The following is a 24,688-nucleotide window of genomic DNA, read 5'->3' as shown; positions in this document are numbered from 1 at the left end:
TTCTTTTTTTATGGCGCAAAGAAAAAACCGCATCAAAGCGTGGCTGACAAGAACATTGGAAATTCCCCCTGATGTCATGATGGATCTTCCGAGGATCACGATGATAGGAAGACTTCACATATATATTGAAAACCACAGAGGGCTTTTGCTTTTCAGCGATACGGAAGTAAGGCTGATGCTCAAACAGGGGCAGTGCATCATTCAAGGCAAAAACTTTGTCATCAAAACGATTTTGCCTGAGGAAATTCTGCTTGAAGGCACGATTGAGCTCGTACGCTATATCGATTCATAAGTCGGGGGGAAAGAATCGTGAAGAATAAATGGCTTTCTTTTTTTTCAGGAAAGATCCAGCTTGAGATAACGGGAAAGGGGATCGAGCGATTATTAAATGAATGCACCAGGCGCAGCATCCCGATGTTTAATGTTAAGAAAAAGAAAGACGCTGTCTTTCTTTATATTCCGCTTTCTGATGTACATGCCTTCCGGAGGGTCATAAGGGATTTTGACTGCAAGTGCCGCTTCGTCAGACGAAAAGGTTTCCCTTTCCTTGTGCAGAAGTCTAAACGGAATAGCGGCTTCACTATTGGAATTGCTGCTTTTTTTATCATCATGTTTTTATTGTCCAACATGCTTTGGAAAATTGACATAACAGGAGCCAATCCGGAGACAGAACATCAAATCAGACAGCACTTGAATCAAATCGGCGTCAAAAAAGGGCGCCTTCAGTTTACGATGCTGACCCCGGAAAAAATTCAGCAGGCGCTTACAAAGCGCGTCGAAAACATCACCTGGGTGGGCATTGAATTAAACGGCACGGCCCTTCACATGAAAGTGGTTGAAAAAAATGAACCTGACAAAGAAAAATATATTGGTCCGAGGCACATCGTCGCCAAAAAAGGGGCGACCATCTCGAAAATGTTCGTGGAAAAAGGCGAGCCGCTCGTCACCGTGAATCAGCACGTTGAAAAAGGGCAAATGCTTGTTTCCGGACTGATCGGGAGCGAAGAGGAAAAGCAAAAAGTCGGAGCCAAAGGGAAAATCTACGGTGAAACCTGGTACAAGTCAAAGGTAACGGTTCCTCTTGAGACATCATTTGACGTTTTTACGGGTAAAGTAAGGACAAGTCACAAGCTATCCTTCGGTTCTTTTTCTGTGCCTGTCTGGGGCTTTTCTTTTAAAAAAGAAGAGTTCTCGCGTCCGAAGACAGAAACCGAAAAACACTCGCTGCATTTTATGAATTTTACGCTTCCTGTCGCATATGAAAAGGAACATACGAGAGAGAGCGAACAAATCAAAAGGGTGTACTCGAAAAAAGAAGCGGTCCTTGAAGGGATCGAAATGGGAAAAAGAGACATCAGGAAAAAAATCGGCAGCGACGGGAACATTATCAGTGAAAAAGTTTTGCACGAAACGAGTGAGAATGGTAAAGTTAAATTGATCATCCTTTACCAGGTTATTGAAGACATTGTTCAAACAACACCAATTGTTCAGGAGACTAAAGAATGACAGAACACTTACTTGCGATTCATCAGCAACTGGAAAGTCCGAACGAGGCTCAAGCGCTGTTTGGGAACCAGGATTCCCATTTGAAGTTAATGGAGGAAGAGCTGAACATTTCGATTGTCACGCGCGGTGAAACCGTCTATGTGACCGGAGACGAAGAAACGTTTGAAATCGTGGACAGCCTGCTTGCATCCCTCTTGAATCTCATCCGCAAAGGAATCGAGATATCAGAACGCGATGTTTTGTATGCGATCAAGATGGCGAAAAAGCAGAAGCTTGAGTTTTTTGAAAGCATGTATGAAGAGGAAATTACGAAAAACGCCAAAGGAAAACCGATCAGAGTCAAAACCATCGGTCAAAGAGAATATATCGCCGCCATGAAAAGGCACGACTTAATCTTCGGCATCGGCCCTGCAGGAACGGGGAAAACCTATTTGGCTGTCGTAAAGGCCGTTCATGAACTGAAAAACGGACGCATCAAAAAAATCATTTTGACAAGACCAGCTGTTGAAGCAGGGGAAAGCCTCGGGTTTTTGCCGGGGGATTTAAAGGAGAAAGTTGACCCTTATTTAAGACCGCTATATGACGCGCTCCATGACGTGCTCGGAACGGACCATACGGCACGGCTGCTTGAAAGAGGAACGATCGAAATCGCGCCGCTTGCTTACATGAGGGGGCGGACGCTCGACGACGCATTTGTGATTTTGGATGAAGCGCAGAATACGACACCGGCACAAATGAAAATGTTTTTGACGAGATTGGGTTTTGGTTCTAAAATGGTCATTACAGGCGACATTACGCAAATCGATTTGCCGAAGGGCGTCACATCGGGGCTTGCCGTTGCAAAAAAGATGCTCCTTGATATCGAAGGCATTTCAATTGTTGAACTGGATCAGACGGACGTGGTCAGACATCCGCTTGTCGCACGTATTATTGAAGCATACGAAAAGTCAAAATAATTCCGAATGGCCCGATCGCCCGTTATCGGGTCATTTTTTAGTTTCCCGCGGGAAAAGAGGTGCTTTTGTTGAAAAAGAAAAAAAGAGACGGAAAGTTTCGGCCCATCCGCTTGGAAAACGGCCGCTTCCTCCCCGTCATTCTTTATGCGGCTTTATCCGCGCTAATGTTCATCCTGCTGTTTTTCCATGTGAGGCCCGAGTCCCTCGACCTCGATTTATTTTCGATCAGCGAGAATACGATCTATGCGCCGGCAACAGTCGAAGATCAAAAGGCAACGGCTAATAAAAAGCAGGAAGCGAGAGAGGAAGTTCCCGACCAGTACACCTTGAAAAAAGAGTACTCTGACAACAGGGTCGACCTTGTCTCATCAATTTTCGACATCATTAAAGAAGTGAAAAAAGAAAGCGCAGAACAAGAGAAAAAAGACAAGCAGGCCCCATCTGAAAAAGACCAGATCAAATCTGTCGAAGAAAAGCTGACTTCAGATGTGACGGACTCGCTGTCGCAGGATTCAATCAAACACCTGCTGAAGGCCAGCGACGGAGAGCTTTCCATGACACAGGATTCGGTCATCACCGCCGTCAATGACGTGATGAGCAAAGAAATCCGCGCCGGCAAGCTTGATGAAGCGAAAGAGCATGTAACGAAAGAGCTGAAGGGTAATTCAATACCTTCAAAATTAAAAAACGCCGCCGATGAAATCGGACGCTTTGCAATCATTCCCAACTATGTATACGATCCTGACAAGACGGAGCAGAAGCGTCAGGAAGCGGCTGACAGCGTGCAGCAGGTGCAGATCAAGCAGGGGCAGATACTTGTTGAGGAAAATCAGCTGATCGACAGGGAAGTCTATCGAAAGCTTGAACTGACAGGACTCTTAAGCGGAGCCAACATCTTCAAGCCTGTCGGCGGACTGCTGCTTTTAATCGCGCTTTTCATCTCAGCTTTGGTTTACTATTTCGAAAGGCAGTACAGCAGCCGGATTCCGAAAAATAAGTCGCTCATGCTGTTTTCATTGATTACAGCGATCGTTTTAATCGTCATGGAAGTGATCAGCCTGTTTCAGCAGCTTGAAATCGGCCATATCGGCTATCTCGTACCGATTGCGATGGGCGTGATGCTCATTAAACTGCTGATCAATGAAAGGCTGGCGATCCTGTCAAGCATGATCCTTTCCATTTGCGGAAGCATGATGTTTAACCAGGGTGTGACAGGCACGTTTAACTATGGAATCGGAACGTATTTCTTGATCAGCTCGATGGCGGGTATACTGTTTTTAGGGAAGCATAATGCGAGGGCGAAAATCCTCCAGGCCGGTTTGTTTGTCTCCCTGATCAACATCGTCGTCCTGTTTACCCTGCAGCTGATTCAAAACACGGCTCAAACCGGACTTGAGATGGGGACATACCTTGTCATGGGAGCGGTGTCCGGCATCGGATCGTCAGTTCTTGTTCTCGGGTTCATGCCGTTTTTTGAAAGCGGCTTTGGGATTCTGTCCACGATGAAGCTTCTCGAGCTTTCAAACCCGAATCATCCGCTGCTCCGCAAAATTCTGACGGAAACACCCGGCACATACCATCACAGCGTTATGGTCGCGAACTTATCGGAGGCGGCATGTGAAGCTGTCGGAGCAAACGGGCTTTTGGCAAGAGTCGGAGCCTATTACCATGATATCGGCAAGACAAAGCGGCCCCAATACTTTATAGAAAACCAAATGAATATTGATAATCCGCATGACAAGCTTTCTCCGCAGCTGAGCAAAAACATCATCATTGCCCATGCGACAGACGGCGCCGATATGCTGAGGGATCATAAAATGCCGAAGGAGCTTGTCGACATCGCCGAACAGCATCACGGCACATCGCTGCTCAAGTTTTTTTACTATAAGGCGAAAGAAAAAGGCGATCAGACGACTGAAGAAGAGTTCCGCTATCCTGGCCCTAAGCCCCAGACAAAAGAGGCGGCGATCATCTCGGTGGCCGACAGTGTCGAAGCAGCCGTCCGCTCAATGCATAACCCGAATCCCGAAAGGATTGAAAAGCTGGTGCGCGGGATCATATCAGATAAGCTGCAGGACGGGCAGTTTGACGAATGCGATTTGACTTTAAAAGAGCTCAATATTATCGCGAAGACGCTCTGCGAAACGCTGAAAGGTATTTTTCATTCCCGGATCGAATATCCGGAAGCTAATCCTAAACAGAAGGTGAAACACACATGAGTTTAATTCTAGATATCACAGACGAGACCGGACGGGTCCCTGAAGACCAGCTTGCTGAAATTGAGAAAATTCTTCAATTCGCAGCGGCAGAGGAAGGCGTCGCAGACGGCGCCGAAGTTTCGGTTACGATCGTCAACAATGAAGAGATCCAAAAAATCAACAAAGAGTACAGAGGCAAAGATTATCCGACTGATGTCATTTCATTTGCCCTTGAAGAAGACGGCGAAGGAGAGATTGAAATTATCGGCGCTGACATGCCGCCCGTTCTCGGAGATATCATCATCAGCGCTGATAAAGCACGGGAACAGGCCGAAGAATACGGGCATTCACTGATGAGGGAGCTGGGTTTTCTGACGGTTCACGGCTTCTTGCACCTCCTCGGCTATGACCATATGACAGAAGAAGAGGAAAAAGAGATGTTCACTAAGCAAAAGGACATTTTGAATCGATATGGGCTCTCAAGATCCTCATAAACAAAATGAATGGCGCCGTCTGAAATGGAGTTTTTCAAACGCCTTAACAGGAATAGTCAAGACGTTCATGTCGGAGCGCAATTTTAGAATTCATTCCGGGGCCGCCATCCTTGTGATCGTCTGCGGCTTTTTCTTCAGGCTGACTCTGATCGAATGGTCCATCATCTTGATCCTGATCGGCGGAATGCTTGCCTTGGAGCTGATGAATACGGCTGTGGAGCATACGATCGATCTTTTCACAAAAGAGAACCACCCGCTTGCAAAGGCGGCAAAGGACGCGGCGGCCGGGGCGGTTTGCGTGTTTGCGGCCGTTTCGTGTATGATTGGGTTACTCATCTTTTTGTCAAAATTGTTTTGATGCCGTGCCTTTCATTGTGCGCAATTCTTACAAAAATTTTACATTTGTGATTTGGGCGTGAAAAAGAAGCCATTTTTATGTAAAATAAAAGTGTTAGCGGTACCATAACCGCTATAGGAAGGAATACACACATTGATTAAACAAGAATTGATTGCAGAAGCTTTAAAAGCAAGGGAATTTGCATATGTTCCGTATTCGAAATTCAAAGTCGGCGCTGCCCTTTTGACTGAGGACGGCAAGGTGTACAAAGGCTGCAACATTGAAAATGCTGCATACAGCCTGTGCAACTGCGCCGAGCGGACAGCGTTGTTCAAGGCTTACTCGGAAGGGGAAAAATCGTTTAAGATGCTTGCCGTCGCTGCGGATACGCCGGGTCCGGTGTCGCCGTGCGGAGCGTGCAGACAGGTGATTTCTGAACTTTGTTCACCAAACATGCCTGTCATCTTAACCAATCTGAATGGCCAAATCAAAGAAATGACGGTTCAAGAATTACTGCCAGGAGCATTTTCATCGGAGGACTTACATGACACAGGAAAGCTTTAAATCAGGATTTGTCTCCATTATCGGACGACCAAACGTAGGAAAATCTACATTTTTGAATCGCGTGATCGGCCAAAAAATCGCCATCATGAGCGACAAACCGCAAACAACAAGAAACAAAGTGCAAGGTGTGCTGACAACCGATACATCCCAGACGATTTTTATCGATACGCCGGGCATTCATAAACCGAAGCATAAATTGGGCGATTTTATGATGAAGGTGGCGCAGAACACTTTAAAGGAAGTCGACTTGATCTTGTTTATGATCAATGCGGAGGAAGGCTACGGAAAAGGCGACGAATTTATCATCGAGCGCTTAAAAGGAGTCAAGACGCCGGTATTTTTGATCGTCAACAAAATCGACCGGATTCATCCGGATGAGCTTCTTGTGCTTATCGATGAGTACAGAACCAGGTATCCGTTTCAGGAAATCGTTCCGATCTCCGCCCTTGAGGGAAATAATATCGATACGCTTTTAAAGCAAATTGAAGATTATTTGCCGGAAGGTCCGCAGTTTTACCCGAGTGACCAGGTGACCGATCATCCGGAGCGATTTATCATTTCTGAGCTGATTCGGGAAAAAGTGCTGCATCTGACAAGGGAAGAGATCCCTCACAGCATTGCGGTCTCGATCGAGTCCATTCAAGAACGGGAAAACGGTTCTGTGTATGTGAGCGCGACCATCGTCGTCGAACGCGATTCACAAAAAGGGATCGTCATCGGAAAAAGAGGCAGCCTGCTTAAAGAAATCGGCAAGCGGGCAAGAACCGATATCGAGGCGCTGCTCGGATCATCGGTGTTTTTAGAGCTGTGGGTTAAAGTGCAGAAAGACTGGCGCAACAAGATGTCTCAGCTTCGTGATTTTGGATTTAGAGAAGACGAGTATTAACGGACAGAGCTTGACCGCGGTTTAGTCGTGACAAAATCTCTCGAAATCAAAGATATATTAGAAAAAATTGTTTAACATGAAATGGAGGATACAAGGTCAAGATAATCTTAAGAATTTGGATGTTTAAAAAGCTAGTTATAAACAGAAAGGTGGGGCTTTTTATGTTGAATTTTACTTGGAATGTATTTTCACAAACAGGAAGCGTAGACACGTACCTCCTTTTTAAAGAATTGGAAAAGGAGAACCTGGAAAGACCCGAAGTACTTGAAGAAGAGCTAGCGCAAATTGACTTTCCAATTTTGTGATCATGCTTGACCCCTCCAATTTTTGGATGGTGCACATATGCTGACGAAATGTGAAGGTATCGTCCTTCGTACAAACGACTATGGTGAAACAAATAAAATCATTACGCTGTTGACGAGAGAACACGGGAAAATCGGTGTGCTGGCAAGGGGCGCCAAAAAGCCGAACAGCCGCTTGTCAGCGATTTCCCAGCCGTTCCTTTATGCTTCTTTTTTATTCCGCAAATCATCCGGTCTCGGCACATTGGAGCAGGGCGAGATGATCGAAAGCATGAGGCATATACGCGAGGATCTGTTTTTAACAGCATACGCGGCCTACATCACTGAATTAATCGACAAGGGAACGGAGGAAAAGAAACCGAATCCGTTTTTATTTGAGCTGCTTCTTCAGTCGATGAGGAGGCTCGATGACGGTACAGATCCCGACATTATCGCCAACCTTATCGAAGTTAAAATGCTCAGCGTGATGGGGCTGTATCCGGAGCTGGATGAATGTGTACACTGCAAAAGCAAAGACGGCACATTTCATTTTTCGATCCGCGACAACGGCTTTATCTGCCACCGCTGTTTTGCGAAAGATCCATACAGGATACCGCTGACTCCCGCATCCGCCAGGCTGTTGAGGCTGTTTTTTTATTTTGACTTGTCAAGGCTCGGAAATGTCTCGGTCAAACAGGAGACAAAGGATGAGCTGAAAAGGGTCATACAGACGTACTATGACGAGTACTCAGGGATCTACCTGAAATCGCGGCGCTTCATGGAACAAATGGACAATATGAAAAAGATGCTGGGCGATGAAAACAAAAGTTGACAACCTCTTCATCTTTTTATAAGATCATGTCATGAAGATTGGATTCAATAATGACGTTGCGTTGACGGAAAGAAGTAATTGCGCACGGCCTCATTGAAGCGACTCCGGGGCGGTGAAAGCCGGGGATGAGAGCGTAATGAAAGGCATTCCCTGAGCAACTTTTAAAAAAGAGGCTGAGACATTTCCTCTCAGCAATTAGGGTGGAACCGCGGGAGAACTCTCGTCCCTATGTTTGTGGGCAAACAAGCATAGGGACGGGAGTTTTTTTCTGCCCAAACCAGCCCTATGCCAAAAATTAAACTTGAAAACACGTTTTATGGAGGTGCTTCATTTGAATATTCAAGAAATGATTCTGACCCTGCAAAAGCACTGGTCCAATGAAGGATGCGTACTTTTGCAGTCGTATGATGTAGAGAAGGGTGCAGGAACGATGAGTCCATATACATTTTTGCGGAGCCTTGGACCTGAACCTTGGAAAGTCGCTTATGTGGAGCCGTCAAGACGCCCTGCGGACGGAAGATACGGGGACAACCCGAACAGGCTTTATCAGCACCATCAATTCCAGGTGATCATTAAGCCGTCTCCCGACAATATTCAAGAGCTTTATTTAGATTCATTAAAAGCTCTTGGAATCGACCCTCTGGAGCATGATATCCGTTTTGTCGAGGATAACTGGGAAAATCCGTCGCTCGGCTGCGCCGGGCTTGGCTGGGAAGTGTGGCTTGACGGCATGGAAATCACCCAGTTTACCTATTTTCAGCAGGTCGGCGGGCTTGAGTGCAAACCGGTTTCTGTGGAAATCACATACGGTATTGAACGCCTTGCTTCTTATATTCAAGACAAAGAAAACGTCTTTGACCTCGAATGGACGAAAGGCTATACGATAAAAGACCTGTTCAAGATGGCTGAATACGAGCATTCCGTCTATACGTTCGAGACATCTGACGTCGACATGCTGTTCGAATTGTTTGCCACGTACGAAAAAGAAGCGAACCGTCAGATGGATCAGGGACTTGTCCATCCTGCTTATGATTATGTACTGAAATGCTCGCATACGTTCAACTTGCTTGACGCAAAAGGAGCGATTTCCGTCACGGAGCGCACAGGATATATTGCAAGGGTGAGAAATCTGGCCAGAAAAGTGGCGAAAACGTATTATGATGAACGCGAAAAGTTGGGTTTCCCAATGCTGAAGGAGGAAGAGGCTTCACATGAGTAATCAAGATTTGCTTTTAGAAATCGGATTAGAAGAAATGCCGGCGCGCTTCATGCATGACAGCATGACTCAGCTTGGTGAAAAACTGGAAAGCTGGCTCAAGGAAAAAAATATTGCCTTCGGTTCCGTCAAGCTGTATAACTCCCCTAGAAGACTGGCCGTTCTTGTCGAGAACGTGGCGGAGAAGCAGGACGATGTGACAGAAGAAGCGAAAGGACCGGCAAAGAAAATCGCCCTTGACGAAAACGGCGAATGGACAAAGGCGGCCATCGGCTTTTCACGGGGGCAAGGAGCAAGTCCGGAAGATTTGTATTTTAAAGACATCAAAGGAACGGAATATGTTTTTGTGCAAAAATTCCAAAAAGGTCAGGATACGTTTTCATTACTTCCTGAGCTCGGCGACTTGGTGACAAGCCTCCACTTTCCAAAAAACATGCGCTGGGGCAGCGAAGATTTGAAATACATCAGGCCGATTAAATGGATCGTAGCGCTGTTCGGCAGTGAAGTCGTTCCGTTTTCAGTCGCTCATGTCGAAACCGGCCGCACAACACAGGGACACCGCTTCCTCGGAAAAGCAGCCAGCTTGAGCGCACCTTCTGAATACGAAGCGGCACTTGAAAGCCAGTTTGTGATTGCCGATCCGGACAAACGGAAGCAGCTGATCGTTAAGCAGCTTGACGAACTGGCGGCTGAAAAGTCCTGGGACATTCCGAGAGACGAGGATCTGCTGGATGAGGTTACCCATCTGGTTGAATATCCAACGGTTCTGTTCGGTTCTTACGAAGAGGAATTTCTCGCAATTCCTGAAGAGGTGCTCGTGACAACGATGAAAGAGCATCAGCGCTATTTCCCTGTCAAAGATAAAAACGGCGATTTGCTTCCTTACTTTGTGACCGTCCGCAACGGAGACAGCCGCGCCCTTGAAAACGTGGCGAGAGGGAACGAAAAAGTACTGAGAGCAAGGCTTTCAGACGCCGCCTTCTTCTATAAAGAAGATCAAAAATTAAACATTGACGAGAATGTGAAAAAACTCGAAAAGATCGTTTTCCACGAAGAACTGGGATCGCTTGGAGACAAAGTAAGACGCACTGAGGCGGTTGCTGAACGGATCGCTGAAATCATCGGTGCGGATCAAGAGACGGTGCAGCTGATCAAGCGCGCTTCGCACATTTCAAAATTCGACCTTGTGACACACATGGTTTACGAATTTCCTGAGCTGCAGGGCATCATGGGTGAAAAATATGCGCGGATGCTCGGGGAGAAAGAAGAAGTGGCGCTCGCTGTCAATGAGCACTATATGCCGAGACAAGCCGGAGGGGAAACACCTTCATCAATCGTCGGCGCCGTCGTCGCATTAGCGGATAAACTCGATACGGTCGCTTCATTCTTTAAAATCGGCGTTATTCCGACAGGATCTCAGGATCCGTATGGACTAAGAAGACAGGCGAGCGGCATCGTCCAAATCCTGCTTGACCGGAACTGGGGCATTTCATTCAAAGAACTGGCTGCGTTTGCCGGACAGGAAGCAAACAGCGAACTGCTCGAATTCTTTAAACAGCGCCTCAAATACGTATTAACAGCGGAAAACATCCGCTACGATGTGGTGGATGCCGTGCTCGAAAGCTCGAACCTTGAGCCGTATTCGGCTGTCAAAAAAGCCGCTGTTCTTGAATCGGCTGCAGCAAAACCGGAATTTAAAGAAACGGCTGAAGCGCTGGCAAGGGTTATTTCGATCAGCAAAAAGAGCGAAACGAACGCCATTGACGCGTCACTGTTTGAAAACCCTCAAGAAGAGGAGCTTTTCAAAGCTTATGAGGCGTGCAGACAGCAATTAGAGACCCTTTACCAAGCAAAAGATTATGAGGGAGCCTTCAGTGAGCTGTCCAAGCTAAAAGAGCCGATCGAAGCTTATTTTGATCACACGATGGTCCATGCCGAAGATGAAAGATTAAAAGCGAACCGCCTGGCGCAAATGGCAAGCCTGGCGGAGCTGATCCGATCTTTTGCAAACATCAATGCCATCATTGTAAAATAAACACCGCAGAAGACGGTTGCTGACAAGCTGGCAATCGTCTTTTTGCTCAAATTGATTTTTCACATCCTTGTCAAATTGTGCCTGTCTTTTTCATAGAATTCAATTGTAATTGCTGTTATTTTAGTCTTCATATGCGTTATAATATGTTATCGACTTTTATACATAACGAACGAATTGTGAGCTTCGGCTTAAAGGTGGTGAGTACGATCGAACTAAATAAACGTCAGGAGCATATTTTGCAGATTGTCAAAGAGAACGGACCGATTACCGGAGAACATATCGCGGAAAAGCTGAATCTGACAAGGGCTACGCTTCGTCCGGACTTGGCGATATTGACGATGTCAGGATTTTTGGAAGCAAGGCCGCGGGTCGGTTATTTCTACACGGGAAAGACGGGCACGCAGCTCTTGGCTGATAAGCTGAAAAAGCTGCAGGTGAAAGACTTCCAGTCCATTCCGGTGGTCATTCATGAAAATGTCTCCGTTTATGATGCGATTTGCACGATGTTTTTAGAGGACGTAGGAACGCTTTTTGTCGTTGATGATAATGCCATCTTAGTCGGTGTACTTTCACGAAAAGACTTGCTCAGAGCCAGCATCGGCAAACAGGAGCTCCCTTCAATACCCGTCCATATCATTATGACGAGAATGCCGAACATTACGCTTTGCAGGCGCGACGATTTCATTTTGGACATTGCCAAGATGCTTATCGAAAAACAAATTGACGCACTGCCTGTTGTAAAAGATACAGAAAAAGGCTATGAAGTTGTGGGAAGAATTACGAAAACGAACATGACAAAAATTTTAGTCGGCTTATCTGAAAATGAAATCATGTAGAGTGAACTTCAAATGGAGGGATATCATGAGTAATCGGACGATTTATGTTGTATCAGACTCTGTCGGCGAGACCGCTGAGCTCGTAGTCAAGGCGGCTATCAGCCAGTTTAACGGTTCATCCGAGCAGACAAACATCAGGCGGATTCCTTATGTCGAAGACCGCGGAACAATAAAAGAAGTGATCTCGCTGGCAGAAGCGGACGGAGGCATCATCTGTTTTACGCTTGTTGTCCCGGAGATTCGTGATTTTTTAATCGCCGAAGCGGAAAAGGCGAATGTCGTGTATTACGATATCATCGGCCCGCTGATTGAGAAAATGGAGACGGTCTACGGCTTCAGCGCGAAATACGAGCCGGGCAGAGTCCGGCAGCTGGACGAAGATTATTTTAAGAAGGTAGAGGCCATCGAATTTGCCGTAAAATATGACGACGGCAGAGACCCAAGGGGCATCTTAAAAGCGGATATCGTGCTGATCGGCGTGTCGAGAACGTCCAAAACTCCGTTATCCCAATACTTGGCGCACAAACGGTTAAAAGTGGCAAACGTTCCGATCGTTCCTGAGGTGGATCCTCCCGAAGAGCTCTTTACCGTTGATCCGGCTAAATGCATCGGGTTAAAAATCAGCCCGGATAAGCTGAACCATATTCGCAAGGAGCGCCTGAAATCGCTCGGCCTCAACGACAAAGCGATTTACGCTAATATCAACCGCATCAAAGAAGAGCTGGAGTTCTTTGAAAAGATCGTCGGCCGCATCGGCTGCAATGTCGTAGACGTATCAAATAAAGCGGTAGAGGAAACGGCCAACATTATTCACAACATGATGACAAAAAGGGTCTAAGAATAAAACTCAGGACACCCCATCCTGGGTTTTTGCTTTGATGGTTTTGGGAAAAGTGAAAATGTTAGCATCTTTAACCCATTTGTATTATAATAAAAAATTGTGATAAAATAATTAACTTTTAGGTTTAAGCTTAGTACAGAACGAATAAACTATTATGGGTATCGTGTCAAGAATTTCCCGAAAAAAACTTTCGACAAATTCTTATAGATCGATTATTTTTGAAACCTGTGTGATTTTGCCTGTATTTATAGCAGGAGATTGATGGAGGGATGGAGAATTAGTCTTCTTGAAAAAGAAAGGACGATTTTTGTCGATGCAGACGCATGCCCGGTGAAAGATGAAGTGCTCAAAACAGCGGCGGATTTCGACGTAAAGGTCATATTCGTGGCTTCATTCGAGCATTTTCAAGTCACAAGGAAAGAAGAAGAGAATTGGACATATGTCGATCCGCATAAAGAAGCAGCCGATCTGTACATTGCCAACCATGTTCGACCAGGTGATGTCGTCGTCACACAAGATATCGGGCTGGCATCACTTTTGCTTGGCAAAAAGGTCTATGTGATGTCGGAGAGAGGCTATCTTTTCGAAGAGGACTCCATCGATCATGCTCTTTTCCGCCGTCACGTCGCACAAAAATTGAGAAGAAGCGGACGTTACACGAAAGGCCCGAAAAAACTGGTCAAGGAAGACCGAGAGCGATTTGTCAAAGAGCTGCAAAAAATCTTGTCGAAAATTGAAGGATTTACGTACTAAGCAGCGAATTATGTACGACGGAGTGTTGGAACATGGGCAATCGTATACCAGACGAAATTGTAGAACAGGTGCAAAAATCAGCTGATATCGTAGAAGTTATCGGAGAGTACGTCCAGTTGAGAAAACAGGGGCGTAATTATTTTGGGCTTTGTCCTTTTCATGGTGAGAATACGCCATCTTTTTCCGTTTCCGGAGAAAAACAGATTTTTCATTGTTTTGGCTGCGGAGCGGGAGGGAATGTTTTTTCATTTTTAAGACAAATGGAAGGTTATTCATTTACGGAGGCCGTCTCTCACCTGGCGGACAAATATCAAATAGATCTGCCGGAGCAGGTAGCGGCTGTATCAGCATACAGCACAGGCAGTTCGGATGAACAGAAAATGGCGGAAGCTCATGATCTGTTAAAGAAATTTTATCATCATTTGCTGGTCAATACAAAGGAAGGCCAGGAAGCGCTCGATTATTTGCTCGAAAGAGGCTTTGAGATGGAGCAGATCGAGCAGTTTGAAATCGGATGCGCCCTTGATTCATGGGATTTCATCACAAAGTTTTTGGAACGGAGAGGTTTTGATCTTGCGCTGATGGAAAGAGCTGGACTCATCATCAGACGCGAGAACGGTGACGGCTATTTTGACCGTTTCAGAAACAGGATTATGTTTCCGATTCATGATCATCACGGCGCAACGGTCGCTTTTTCCGGAAGGACGTTCACCGGGGAGCAGCCAAAATATATGAACAGCCCGGAAACGCCGCTTTTTCGAAAAAGCAAGCTTCTCTATCATTTCCATCAGGCCCGCCTTCACATTCGAAAAGAAGAGAGGGCCGTCCTTTTTGAAGGATTTGCCGACGTCATCTCAGCCGTCAGTTCCGGTGTGAAAGAATCGATCGCCACGATGGGCACATCGCTGACAGAAGAGCATGCGAAAATCATCAGGCGAAATGTCGGAGAGGTCATACTGTGCTATGACTCGGATCATGCCGGTTATGAAGCCACGCTGAAAGCGGCGGAGATTCTTCAGAAAAAAGGCTGCGACGTCAAGGTGGCCATGATACCTGACGGGCTGGATCCCGATGACTACATCAAAAAATTCGGAAGCGAGAAATTTAAGAATGATGTAATAGGGGCCAGCGTTACGATGATGACGTTTAAAATGAACTATTTCCGCAAGGGCAGAAACCTGTCTGATGAAGGAGACCGTTTAGCTTATATCAACGATGTACTGAAGGAAGTCAGCCTTCTCAGCGGACCTTTGGAACAGGAAATATACGTCAAACAGCTGGCAAATGAATTTTCAATCTCATTTGAATCCTTGAAGGATCAGCTTTCCGTATTTGAAAAGCAGGCTGTAAGCCGCAGCAGGGAAAGCAGCCGTCAGGACTCAAAAGAGCGGCAGGCGGCCGTTTCGCGCGCCCCGCGGAGAAAGACAGGTCTTCGGCCGGCTCATGAGAACGCGGAGCGGATGCTCCTGGCTCACATGATTCATGACCGGGACGTCATTCGAAAGGTTTTAGACCGGGTGGGCTTTGAATTCAACCTTGATCAGCACCGCGCGATTGCCGCTTATTTGTACGCCATGTATGAAGAAGGAGCGGACATTTCCATCCAGGAGCTCTTTAAGAGAGTTGAGGATCAGGAACTCGGTCAGCTTCTGACAGATATCTTAATGCTTCAGGTGAACGAAGAATTAAGTGAAGCGGAATTATCTGATTATGTAAAAAAAGTGTTGAATTATCGAAATTGGTCAATGATAAAAGAAAAAGAAGCTGCAAGGGCGGAAGCCGAGAGGCAAAAAGACTTCATCAAAGCGGCAACTTTGGCACAGGAAATTGTTAAGCTGAACCGTTCGCTGAAATAAACCGTTATATATAATAGGAAAAGCTTTTGGCAATGAATCCTAACGGAGGAGCAAAAGCTGCTTGTCCTAATCATATATTGTCAATTTATGATTTGCTTTCCCGTGAAGCCCTAGATGAGAGAGAAGGCTTTATTCGTGAAATAGGAACAAAAAAAGCGGGATGCTTTTAGAATTCGTCTGTAAGTTTTGGAAGGAGGGATCCATGAATGGCTGATAAACAAGCACACGAGACCGAAACTGAATTCACATTTGAACAGGTGAGGGATCAATTAACAGAAGCCGGAAAAAAGCGCGGAGTGCTCACATATGAAGAAATTGCAGAGCGCATGTCCAGCTTCGAGATCGAATCAGACCAAATGGATGAGTATTATGAATTTTTAGGAGAACAAGGCGTTGAATTAATTAGCGAGAACGAAGAAAATGAGGATCCTAATATTCAACAGCTGGCCAAGGCCGAAGAAGAATTTGACCTTAACGATTTAAGCGTGCCTCCGGGCGTTAAGATAAACGACCCTGTCCGCATGTATCTGAAAGAAATCGGACGGGTAAACCTTTTGTCTGCAAAAGAAGAAATCGAATACGCGAAAAAAATCGAAGAAGGCGACGAAGAGTCGAAGCGCCGTCTGGCTGAAGCCAACTTGAGACTTGTCGTCAGCATCGCAAAACGGTATGTCGGCCGCGGAATGCTTTTCCTTGACCTTATTCAGGAAGGAAACATGGGCCTGATGAAGGCGGTAGAAAAGTTTGACTACCGCAAAGGATACAAATTCAGCACATACGCGACATGGTGGATCAGACAGGCGATTACAAGAGCGATTGCCGACCAGGCGAGAACGATCAGGATTCCTGTTCATATGGTTGAAACCATCAACAAACTGATTCGTGTTCAAAGGCAGCTCCTTCAGGATCTCGGCCGCGAGCCAACGCCTGAAGAGATTGCGGAAGATATGGATCTGACGCCTGAAAAAGTCCGTGAAATTCTAAAGATCGCCCAGGAACCGGTTTCACTCGAGACTCCGATCGGTGAAGAGGACGATTCACATCTGGGAGACTTCATTGAGGATCAGGAAGCGACTTCTCCGTCAGATCATGCAGCATATGAATTGCTGAAAGAACAGCTTGAAGATGTACTGGATACATTGACAGACCGTGAAGAAAATGTGCTCCGCCTTCGCTTCGGCCTTGATGATGGTCGTACAAGAACATTAGAAGAAGTTGGTAAGGTATTTGGGGTAACAAGAGAACGAATTCGTCAAATAGAAGCTAAAGCACTTCGTAAATTAAGACATCCAAGCAGAAGCAAACGCTTGAAAGATTTTCTCGAATAAACTTGAACGGGTCAGGAGATCCGTTCTTTTTTTTACGACAGAATGAAAGCGCTATTATTGGTAACCCGATTATATTTTACTTAATTTCTTTCGAATTTGCAAATATCCAAAAGTGCATTTTGAGTCATTATAACCTTGAGATCGAAGGAAAAGCCCTTTATAATTATTGTTGTAACCGTATTCAAAAACTGGTCTTTAAATGGAAAATGAACAATTGCTTCATCATCCGTTATTTTGTCTAAAATGTGAACTTCATCAGCTTTTGTTTCATAATTGGTTTACTTTTTGTAAAATTAAAGTAGAATTAGAATTGTTTACATAAGGGGCAGGGGTAAATTAAAAAGGGGGATGTAAAATGAACCGCAATCCATTGATACCATTTTTATTAATCGCCATTATGGGCATAGGACTGGTTTTTATCTTATCCATAAAAGGCCTTTATGATGAAAAAGAAATTGCAGGCGAAGGGAATAAAACAGCTCAAGAAGACAAAGCGGATGCCTCGCCTGAAGAAATTTACAAAGCGAACTGTGTAACCTGCCACGGCGAGAATTATGAAGGTGTATCAGGACCTAAACTGAAGGGCGTCGGAGACCGGATGGATACAGGTGCGATTAAAGAAAAGATTGAAAAAGGCGGTAACGGAATGCCGGGAGGACTGGTTCCGGCGGAAAAGCTTGATGATATGGCAAAATGGGTGTCAGAGATTAAATAGGTTAAAACCGTTTCATCACCAAAAGGATTCGCAATGAAAGCTTTGATAAGAGCTTTTGTGCGAATCCTTTTTCTGTTTTCGGTAAATGGGTGATCTTGCTTGACGAGGAGTCACCTCGAAAGGGTGATTTGAACTGTTTCAGCATCCATGATTCCGTCCTTTATGACGGTGCGGCGTCTATCGGGAATAGGTCTTTATTACTTTTTCTGAAGACTGCACTCATCTTTGCAAGGGAAAAAATAAGCAATCCACCCTATTTAAGTAAGATTGCATCTATTTTACTATTATATAAATGGAAAGAATGCAGCAGATGCACTGTTTTCATCCGTCTATTTGAGTATTTCTTGAGGTGAATCATATGAGTCATGAGAGCACATTGAATCATATCCACAGCACGATTAACCAAAAGCTGACTGATGTAGAAAGCCGGATTGAACGTGTCAAAACAGCAAAAAAGGAAATTGAGAAAGAACACGAAACCGGGATTGTCGAGATCAGACAAATCTTGCACCCTCATCTGAACAGCCACTGGACGGGGGACTTCGCCAATGATTTTGATGACGAACGGGATGAAGCTCATACATCAATGTACAACATCGTGAACGGAAAGTACGAAGGCTATATTTCACAGCTGGAGAGAAAAATTTTCGCGCTGGAAATTGAAAAACACAGCCTTGAATTGGCGGGAGCGGCAGCTAAAGAGGCGGATCATTTGCTTTCTCTCGGAGAAAAAGCGGTTGATCAGTTGAGCGATAAACTCCGCTCAATCAAAAACAGTTGGAGCTGGTTTTAATGACGACAATCAAGCTGAAACATGAAGCGGTCATCAAAAAGCTGGAGGCCGTAAGAGAGGCGCTCGATGCCCTAGACCTGCCAAATCCTCCGAAAGCTGCGGGGAAAAATAAATTGACATATGTGACAAAGTGCCACGAACGCGAGCAGAACATACATCAGATGGTGGCCGATTACAAAAAAGCCGTACACAAAAACATAAAGGATACGAAGGAAAATGTCGATTTGCTGAAAGAGCAGGACAAAGCAATCGCCAGAAAATAGCCCTTAGGTTAGAGAGGACAATTCAATGAAAGTATTTGAAGCGCATTCTTTAATTGAAGCAGCGAATAACCGCAAGAAACAATACGAAACCTTTGAGGATCAACTGCAGACGCTCAAAAAAGCGTTTCTTGGCGTCGCTGATTTAGGTGAAGATTTTCAGGGGAAAGGTGCCGACAACATTAAAGACTTCTACAAAGGACAGGCAGAGATCGTAGACAGCTGGTTAAAGCTTGTTGAAGCGCAGATTGCTTTTTTTAAAGGTATATCGGGTGATATAACGGACAAAAAGCTGTCCGATTCTTATGTGGAAATCTCTTTTTTGGATCATGAACTGAAAAACGCTGATTTGAAAGCGACAGAAATCGTCTCGGGGCTCAAGTTGGAAATGGATAAAATCATCGCAAGCATCAGCGATATCGTTGACTTGGACAATTGGACGCTCGACGATTATATTGATAAAATGTCTAAAGCGCAAACAACTCGGCAAAACACCATCGACGCCGTTAATCAGCTGGATGAATCGCTCAAGACCGAATACACAAACTTACAAGCACTCGACAGCGCCGTGCTCGGCAAATATTCCGGGCTAATGGAAGCTACAAGCCACGGAAAAACCGCCTCGCCGATGTATTTTAGCTTGAAATCGTTCCACTCAAGCGAGATCTATAAAAATACGATAGACGTCGAAAATCAAGCCGCCAATTATATTGAATTCAAAAATGAACAGGCAGAAGCGCGCAGGCTTCAGGAAAAACAAGAAGAAGAAGCGAACAAGCCTTGGTATTTAAAAGCGCTCGACGCTGCCGGAACATTTGTCGGAGAAGTCAGCGGGTATTATGATTATAAGAGAGCCGCTGACGGCGTCGACCCGGTCACAGGAGAAAAGCTGACAGACGGCCAGCGTGTCGCCGCCGGAGCAATGGCGGCAGCAGGATTTATTCCGATCGTAGGGTGGGCAGGCCGAGCCTTCAAAGGCGGCAAAGCCATTTATAAAACAGGAAAAGGACTCATCGCCGCTGAACACGCGCTTGACGCTTACAAAGCCTCAAAAACGTTGAACGTCTTGAAAATGACGGAAATGGGCGCCTACGGCCTTGTCGCTTCAAATGGGTTCTCAGAAGCCGTCACGGGCAAGGACATGTTTGGAAACAAAGTTTCTGAAGAGAGGCGGAAACAAGGCCTGATCGAAGCAGCCTTGAGTCTCGTCGGCGCAGGTGCTGTAGCAAAAACGGCAAACCACGGCGCTCAAACATTGGCCAAAACGGCCGGCAAAAATATTCCGCTCGCAAAATCGCCAAAAGCAGCGCTGGTACAAAAAGGAAACAACATCCTTGAAAAGGTGAAATCCTTCCAAGTTCCGACAAACGTCCGCGTCTACGTCGAACAGCCGGCCTCCGCAGCAGGCCACCGCATCGGCACCCCGATTGTCCGCATGAATGTTGAGAAAACGCCGGTGAAAGAGCTTGGAATTGTGAAGATGGTGAGTGGTGGGGGGAACGTCAGTAAGGGAGCCAATAGGACTGGGAGTAAAATAGATGTTGGAAAAGCTGATTTAGATGTTCTACGCCAAAAATGGAATGTTCCTAAAACTGACACTGTTGCGGTTGGAAAGACAGATGTGGAAGGTTTGGAAAATTTAGTGTTTGAGGGTGGATCGCCTAAAGTCAGAAAAGAAGCCGGGCTTCCTGATTTAGACTCAGTAATGCCAGATAGACCTATCAAATCTCCAGGAAAAATCGCAAGTGCAACAAGACATGCTGAAGAAGGCGTGTTAAATGACTTTATAAGCAAAGTAGAAGCTTTAGGAAAAAATCCTGCTGAAATAACAGGAACATTAAAAATTCACCAATCTAATCCTAAAGGGGTTTGTCCAACCTGTATTCAAGGGCTAAATAATCCGAATGTGCCAGCTGGAGTATTTAAGCAGTTTAGTGAGATGTTTCCTAATTTGACGATAGAAGTAACTTCTGAGACTATTCAAGGAATCAAGCCGAACGGAAGATTGAATTTAGTTATTAAAAATGGTGAATATATTTAATTGAGGAGTGTAGTAGATGTTTCAAGAATGGGAAGAATTGAATGATGATTTAAAATCTGCATATTATTTAGGACTTTGTGAAGCGATAGTTCCTACATTAAAACAATCAAATGATTTCAATTATATAAAAGAAGCACTAGATGCCTGCTGGAAGTGGCTTGAACACAAGAATATAGAAGCAGACGATCTTTATACTTACCTGGAAAATTTAGATGACACAGGGATTTTAACTTTAATGCAGCTTGAATCAAATGAAGATGCTCTAGATGCTTGGATATGTATTGCTGATGCAATATCTTATACAATTTACAAAGCATATAAATATCAGAAAGATGAGTATTTACCTGAAACCATCGAATCTATTGATTCTTACGAGTTATTTGAGGAATTTCACAGTCACTTTAGTTTATTATCTAAAAATCCAGGCCAAAAAGAAAAAGCCTTTTTGAAGTTTTTGAAAAAAGACAGTAAGGGGAAAGTTTCCAGGAAGAGCGTTCAAGATTTTTTACTTAATATTGAGGCTGCCAAATAAGGTGGTATTAATATGATCACGTATAATGGACCGGTTGAAGAACCAATTGAAAATCCGAATGATGATTTTATAAGAAGTATTGTATTTGAAAAAGGCGAGGATTATTGGAAGCAAGGAAGCGGGGATTCATGTCTTGAAGTAGAGGGCTGTGATGAATGGTTAATTTTCTTCTATGATGAACCATATGGTTTCTTTATAATGAGACATCCAGACTACTTAGTTCCAATGAATAAAATGTTGAAATAGAAACGGTGGAACATTTAGTAGGTGGGGAGCCAATGAAGGTTCCGTCTTGCAGTTATGTGGATCGTGTTTAGCTTACCGGATAATTAATGAGTTTATTAGAACTAAATCAATGCCGACTTTTATAGAATGGGTAGATTTGTATGAAATAGACTTTGACCATGGATTTTGATTAAGAAAACAGTAATTCCTATTTTCGAAAGGCTTTATTGTACGGGTTATGACGGGACGTAAAATATGTTTTATAGAAACCTTGATTGGCAATAGCTTTCAAGGTTTCTTAATGTGAATGGTTGAAAAAAGAAATAAAATTATTCATATTTCAATTTGTCATACATAAAAGACAAGAAGACGAGCATGATGATTGCTCCAAGCAGGAGAGCTTGTGGACACTGTCCTTTGTATTTTAGTGTCGGCAGTTTGAACTGGACCTCCGTCAGTCATCTAATGCAAATAGTTAAGTACTGACACATAGCTCCCTATTTGGAACAGAGGCGGTGGAACAACTGAAGAATTATGGGAAAGGTGGTTATCTAAATGGATTTTGGTAAGAACACTCCATTAGTCGAAGAAGTAATAAGCTTTATTCGTAATAACAAGATGTTTTTCAGTAAGAACTTTAATGTACCTAATTTGCAAGTAATCAATAGTTTTAGTGATGCGCAAAATTTTGCTTGGTCACAAGATTTAAATGAAGTTGATACAGTGTGGGAGAATGTTAAGTCATTAGGAACTGAAAATATTGTAGAAAAGATATACGATTTAGACTTAGCTACTCAGCAGGATGAATTATACGAGTATTTCGGTGACTATGAAAATTACTCTGAAAATTTTCTTCCGTTTGATTATGTAGATATTCATGAGGAGATTGAAGGAGACCTCACAATGTGTGCTTTAAATCGGTTGGTCAATGGAAAAACAAATAATTTTTATGAAAAGGTTTTTGAGATATATAAAGAAGGCGGATGGCCTTGCGGTTGGAAGGGAACATATCCTAAAGGGGAATTTATTGTCTTTGTCCCATCTAGTAGCAACGAATAAGAAAAAATAAATATAATCAATTTCAAGTCTTGATTAGCTGTATGCTTTTCAAGATTTTTTACTTAATAGTTAGAATAGAAATAAGAAAGCTGAATATCCAAGCTACGGATTGGACACTCGACGATGATATTAATAAAATATCAAATCGCAAAAAACGGCAAAACACCATCGTGAATACGCGCTTGACCCCTACAAAGCCTCAAAAACGTTGAAAGTCTATGTAACATCGGAAGGAAATTGATGAAAGCATTAAGGTAAACTGTGACTTAATCTAAAGATTAAAAATGAAAAGGATATTGATTAGTTGGAGGTTAAAATGATGACTGATACAAACTTCGATCGTTTCACAGAAGACGATAAAGTAATATTTTTTCTTGGGCTTTCAGAAAAAGTTTCGTCGGTATTTTCCCGAAAGGAAGACCAAATGTTTGCCCAGGAAATTCTAGAAAAATGTTGGGAGTGGATAAACGATAAAAATGATATTGGGGATATTCTTTATGATTTATTGGATAATGAGAAAAATGGTATAACTATAATTCAAGAGATGTCAGATAATGAAATAGATGTCGCAGCTTGGAACTGTATGATTGATGCAGTTGCATACACTAGTAAAAAAGCATTTGAACGAGAAGGGGTTAAATATTACCCAGAACCAATTACTTTAGTTGATGACACATTAGTGGACCATTTTATTGACTTTTTTGAAAAATGTATAGAAGATGCAGATAATTATATTCAGAAAATAAATTCTTTGCTGGACGATTACATAAATGGAGATATTGCGAGTGATTTGAGGAAAAAGATATTAAAGGAATTACAAATACAAAATTAACTACAGCTCTCCTATTTTATTAACCTTAGTGAATTAGAACTTATCAAATTAGAAAAGGATGTTTAAAGTTTAGAGTTACAGGAAATCCCTGAGCAGAAATACAAGATATAGCAGAAAACAAATCAACAGTTTATAATAGAAAATCAGGAGTGAACGATTTGTCTAATTCCATAAAATCATTAGAACCTATAAATATACCGTGCGGCTGGTTCGTTAAATATCATGATTTAACCGTCACACAAGAAACAGTTGAACCAAATACGAAATTAATAGAATTAGAAAAACAAAGATATCATGCTGCGGTCAAAATCATTAAAGGCCATGATGATTATCTTATACATATTTGTGACAATCATGGAGAAACGATTGACACAATCAATGTTGAAGATCGCCGGCAGTTAGTGGACGAATTGGAACGGATCATTTGGAAAATAGAAGCGGCGGCATTTGGAGGGAACATTTTTATTTTTGAAGGCCCTCCTGACTATTTACGTCTGAGAGTTCCTCAAGGATGGACTGTCTCTTATAATAAACTAATTGATATCGATCCAGATCAGTTAGAGGAAGACAGTGATGACTGGTTCAACTTTACGTCATCATTATTGCAGTTGGAGCATAAAGAAAGCCGCTTGACTTTAGATGTCGGCTGGTATATAGATATTGATCCTTCAGGCACCTTTTATATGCTGTTAATAAAAAATCTAGACTGGGATAACCCGTTAGAAGACATGGAAACGAGAAGACCAGAAAAATTAGTGGACCACATCGAAGCCACACTTCAAAAAGCAGCCGAACATAAATATAAATAGCCAGCCGATGATTTGTTAGATTTTGGTCAAAAAAAGTTGTATTCCATATACCCAGAGCCAGCATCTTATGAAGAATATGTACCGAATCATTGGATCGGAATTTATGAGGACTTTACAAATCTAGTTCCTACAAATCAAAAGTATTGGATCAATCATAAAGGGAAAAGTTTATTTTCAAAAAGATAGGAGAGTGTCTTATGAATAGTAATGATACGGTAACCATGTTAAATGAGGAATTTGTGAATGATCAGACAGGTGAAAAGGTCGAAGGCATTACGATTATCATAGATGGACAATTTAAACAAGTTTTAGATATCATTAAAGCCAAAAGCGACAGTTATGAGAATTACACTGAAATCATACGGGACGCTGTTTTTGAGGGTGTAAACAGTATGACGATGAAGCTGAGAAATAAAGAATAATAATGAATGATTAGAAAATACTTCGATTTACAAAAAGACAAACAGAGCTCCCAATTTTTTGCTTGTTGAGGGGTTCTTTTT

The 24,688-nt window shown here is 43.6% G+C and carries 27 protein-coding genes and 1 pseudogene; all 28 read left to right on the top strand.

Translation table 11 applies throughout. From position 1 onward, the window contains the following. Positions 1-10 precede the first annotated feature (10 nt). On the top strand, positions 11-292 hold the full coding sequence (yqfC, locus tag CP943_RS14160; RefSeq protein ID WP_020452247.1) for a sporulation protein YqfC: 282 nt from the start codon (positions 11-13) through the stop codon (positions 290-292). A gap of 17 nt (positions 293-309) precedes the next feature. After that, positions 310-1,506 carry a sporulation protein YqfD gene (gene yqfD, locus CP943_RS14155; RefSeq protein WP_020452246.1) on the top strand — a complete coding sequence of 399 codons (1,197 nt, stop codon included), beginning with the start codon at positions 310-312 and terminating at the stop codon, positions 1,504-1,506. Beyond that, positions 1,503-2,462 (top strand): PhoH family protein, encoded by a 960-nt coding sequence (locus CP943_RS14150; protein ID WP_017474322.1) that lies wholly within the window; start codon positions 1,503-1,505, stop codon positions 2,460-2,462. Before yqfD ends, CP943_RS14150 begins: the two co-directional genes overlap by 4 nt. 164 nt (positions 2,463-2,626) lie before the next feature. Continuing rightward, positions 2,627-4,681: an HD family phosphohydrolase gene (locus CP943_RS14145; protein ID WP_231692479.1), complete on the top strand. Its 2,055-nt coding sequence runs from the start codon at positions 2,627-2,629 to the stop codon at positions 4,679-4,681. Beyond that, positions 4,678-5,154 carry an rRNA maturation RNase YbeY gene (gene ybeY / locus CP943_RS14140; RefSeq protein ID WP_020452244.1) on the top strand — a complete coding sequence of 159 codons (477 nt, stop codon included), beginning with the start codon at positions 4,678-4,680 and terminating at the stop codon, positions 5,152-5,154. The genes CP943_RS14145 and ybeY overlap by 4 nt, the downstream gene beginning before the upstream one ends. After that, positions 5,132-5,512, top strand: coding sequence for a diacylglycerol kinase family protein (locus tag CP943_RS14135; protein ID WP_020452243.1), 381 nt, complete (start codon positions 5,132-5,134; stop codon positions 5,510-5,512). Before ybeY ends, CP943_RS14135 begins: the two co-directional genes overlap by 23 nt. A 132-nt stretch (positions 5,513-5,644) precedes the next feature. Beyond that, positions 5,645-6,055, top strand: a complete 411-nt coding sequence (locus CP943_RS14130; protein ID WP_105981087.1) for a cytidine deaminase — start codon at positions 5,645-5,647, stop codon at positions 6,053-6,055. Beyond that, the gene (gene era, locus CP943_RS14125; protein WP_023855242.1) at positions 6,036-6,941 is read left to right on the top strand and encodes a GTPase Era; all 906 of its coding nucleotides are present in this window, start codon (positions 6,036-6,038) and stop codon (positions 6,939-6,941) included. Before CP943_RS14130 ends, era begins: the two co-directional genes overlap by 20 nt. A gap of 161 nt (positions 6,942-7,102) precedes the next feature. Next, on the top strand, positions 7,103-7,246 hold the full coding sequence (locus tag CP943_RS14120; protein WP_003183626.1) for a YqzL family protein: 144 nt from the start codon (positions 7,103-7,105) through the stop codon (positions 7,244-7,246). A gap of 37 nt (positions 7,247-7,283) precedes the next feature. Then, positions 7,284-8,054, top strand: a complete 771-nt coding sequence (recO, locus tag CP943_RS14115) for a DNA repair protein RecO (protein ID WP_105981086.1) — start codon at positions 7,284-7,286, stop codon at positions 8,052-8,054. A 331-nt stretch (positions 8,055-8,385) separates the two neighbouring features. Beyond that, positions 8,386-9,273 (top strand): glycine--tRNA ligase subunit alpha, encoded by an 888-nt coding sequence (gene glyQ, locus CP943_RS14110; RefSeq protein ID WP_020452239.1) that lies wholly within the window; start codon positions 8,386-8,388, stop codon positions 9,271-9,273. Further along, the gene (gene glyS, locus CP943_RS14105) at positions 9,266-11,305 is read left to right on the top strand and encodes a glycine--tRNA ligase subunit beta (protein ID WP_105981085.1); all 2,040 of its coding nucleotides are present in this window, start codon (positions 9,266-9,268) and stop codon (positions 11,303-11,305) included. The genes glyQ and glyS overlap by 8 nt, the downstream gene beginning before the upstream one ends. 197 nt (positions 11,306-11,502) lie before the next feature. Beyond that, on the top strand, positions 11,503-12,141 hold the full coding sequence (locus tag CP943_RS14100) for a transcriptional regulator CcpN (protein WP_025804968.1): 639 nt from the start codon (positions 11,503-11,505) through the stop codon (positions 12,139-12,141). Between the two features lie 25 nt (positions 12,142-12,166). After that, complete coding sequence (locus CP943_RS14095) at positions 12,167-12,979, top strand: pyruvate, water dikinase regulatory protein (RefSeq protein ID WP_023855239.1); 813 nt, start codon at positions 12,167-12,169, stop codon at positions 12,977-12,979. 264 nt (positions 12,980-13,243) lie between these two features. After that, a complete protein-coding gene (locus tag CP943_RS14090; RefSeq protein ID WP_023855238.1) occupies positions 13,244-13,735 on the top strand; it encodes a YaiI/YqxD family protein in 492 nt (163 codons plus the stop codon). A 32-nt stretch (positions 13,736-13,767) separates the two neighbouring features. Continuing rightward, complete coding sequence (gene dnaG, locus CP943_RS14085; RefSeq protein ID WP_023855237.1) at positions 13,768-15,591, top strand: DNA primase; 1,824 nt, start codon at positions 13,768-13,770, stop codon at positions 15,589-15,591. A 32-nt stretch (positions 15,592-15,623) separates the two neighbouring features. After that, positions 15,624-15,761, top strand: a complete 138-nt coding sequence (locus tag CP943_RS22310) for a hypothetical protein (protein ID WP_155266823.1) — start codon at positions 15,624-15,626, stop codon at positions 15,759-15,761. Between the two features lie 36 nt (positions 15,762-15,797). After that, positions 15,798-16,919 (top strand): RNA polymerase sigma factor RpoD, encoded by a 1,122-nt coding sequence (gene rpoD, locus CP943_RS14080; RefSeq protein WP_020452234.1) that lies wholly within the window; start codon positions 15,798-15,800, stop codon positions 16,917-16,919. A gap of 355 nt (positions 16,920-17,274) precedes the next feature. Beyond that, complete coding sequence (gene cccA / locus CP943_RS14075) at positions 17,275-17,634, top strand: cytochrome c550 (protein WP_020452233.1); 360 nt, start codon at positions 17,275-17,277, stop codon at positions 17,632-17,634. Between the two features lie 358 nt (positions 17,635-17,992). Beyond that, on the top strand, positions 17,993-18,427 hold the full coding sequence (locus CP943_RS14070) for a YwqH-like family protein (protein ID WP_023855236.1): 435 nt from the start codon (positions 17,993-17,995) through the stop codon (positions 18,425-18,427). Beyond that, entirely contained in the window at positions 18,427-18,690 is a 264-nt protein-coding gene (locus CP943_RS14065) for a YwqI/YxiC family protein (protein ID WP_025811144.1), read from the top strand. Before CP943_RS14070 ends, CP943_RS14065 begins: the two co-directional genes overlap by 1 nt. A gap of 25 nt (positions 18,691-18,715) precedes the next feature. Beyond that, entirely contained in the window at positions 18,716-20,728 is a 2,013-nt protein-coding gene (locus CP943_RS14060) for a ribonuclease YeeF family protein (protein WP_026579284.1), read from the top strand. A gap of 16 nt (positions 20,729-20,744) precedes the next feature. Then, positions 20,745-21,260 (top strand): Imm6 family immunity protein, encoded by a 516-nt coding sequence (locus CP943_RS14055; protein WP_026579285.1) that lies wholly within the window; start codon positions 20,745-20,747, stop codon positions 21,258-21,260. A gap of 12 nt (positions 21,261-21,272) precedes the next feature. Next, positions 21,273-21,675: pseudogene (locus CP943_RS14050) on the top strand (hypothetical protein). A 365-nt stretch (positions 21,676-22,040) separates the two neighbouring features. Then, the gene (locus tag CP943_RS14045) at positions 22,041-22,544 is read left to right on the top strand and encodes a hypothetical protein (protein ID WP_023855233.1); all 504 of its coding nucleotides are present in this window, start codon (positions 22,041-22,043) and stop codon (positions 22,542-22,544) included. Positions 22,545-22,860: 316 nt separating this feature from the next. After that, positions 22,861-23,376, top strand: coding sequence for an Imm6 family immunity protein (locus tag CP943_RS14040; protein ID WP_234026539.1), 516 nt, complete (start codon positions 22,861-22,863; stop codon positions 23,374-23,376). A gap of 149 nt (positions 23,377-23,525) precedes the next feature. Next, positions 23,526-24,185 carry a hypothetical protein gene (locus CP943_RS14035; RefSeq protein WP_224067291.1) on the top strand — a complete coding sequence of 220 codons (660 nt, stop codon included), beginning with the start codon at positions 23,526-23,528 and terminating at the stop codon, positions 24,183-24,185. A gap of 197 nt (positions 24,186-24,382) precedes the next feature. Beyond that, positions 24,383-24,607 carry a hypothetical protein gene (locus CP943_RS14030; RefSeq protein WP_020452227.1) on the top strand — a complete coding sequence of 75 codons (225 nt, stop codon included), beginning with the start codon at positions 24,383-24,385 and terminating at the stop codon, positions 24,605-24,607. The last annotated feature ends 81 nt before the right edge of the window (positions 24,608-24,688 follow it).

Origin of the sequence: Bacillus paralicheniformis (assembly GCF_002993925.1) — a bacterium.
Taxonomy (GTDB): Bacteria; Bacillota; Bacilli; order Bacillales; family Bacillaceae; genus Bacillus; species Bacillus paralicheniformis.
The sequence above is the reverse complement of the archived record's forward strand: the minus strand, read 5'-3'. Positions and strand labels throughout refer to the sequence as shown.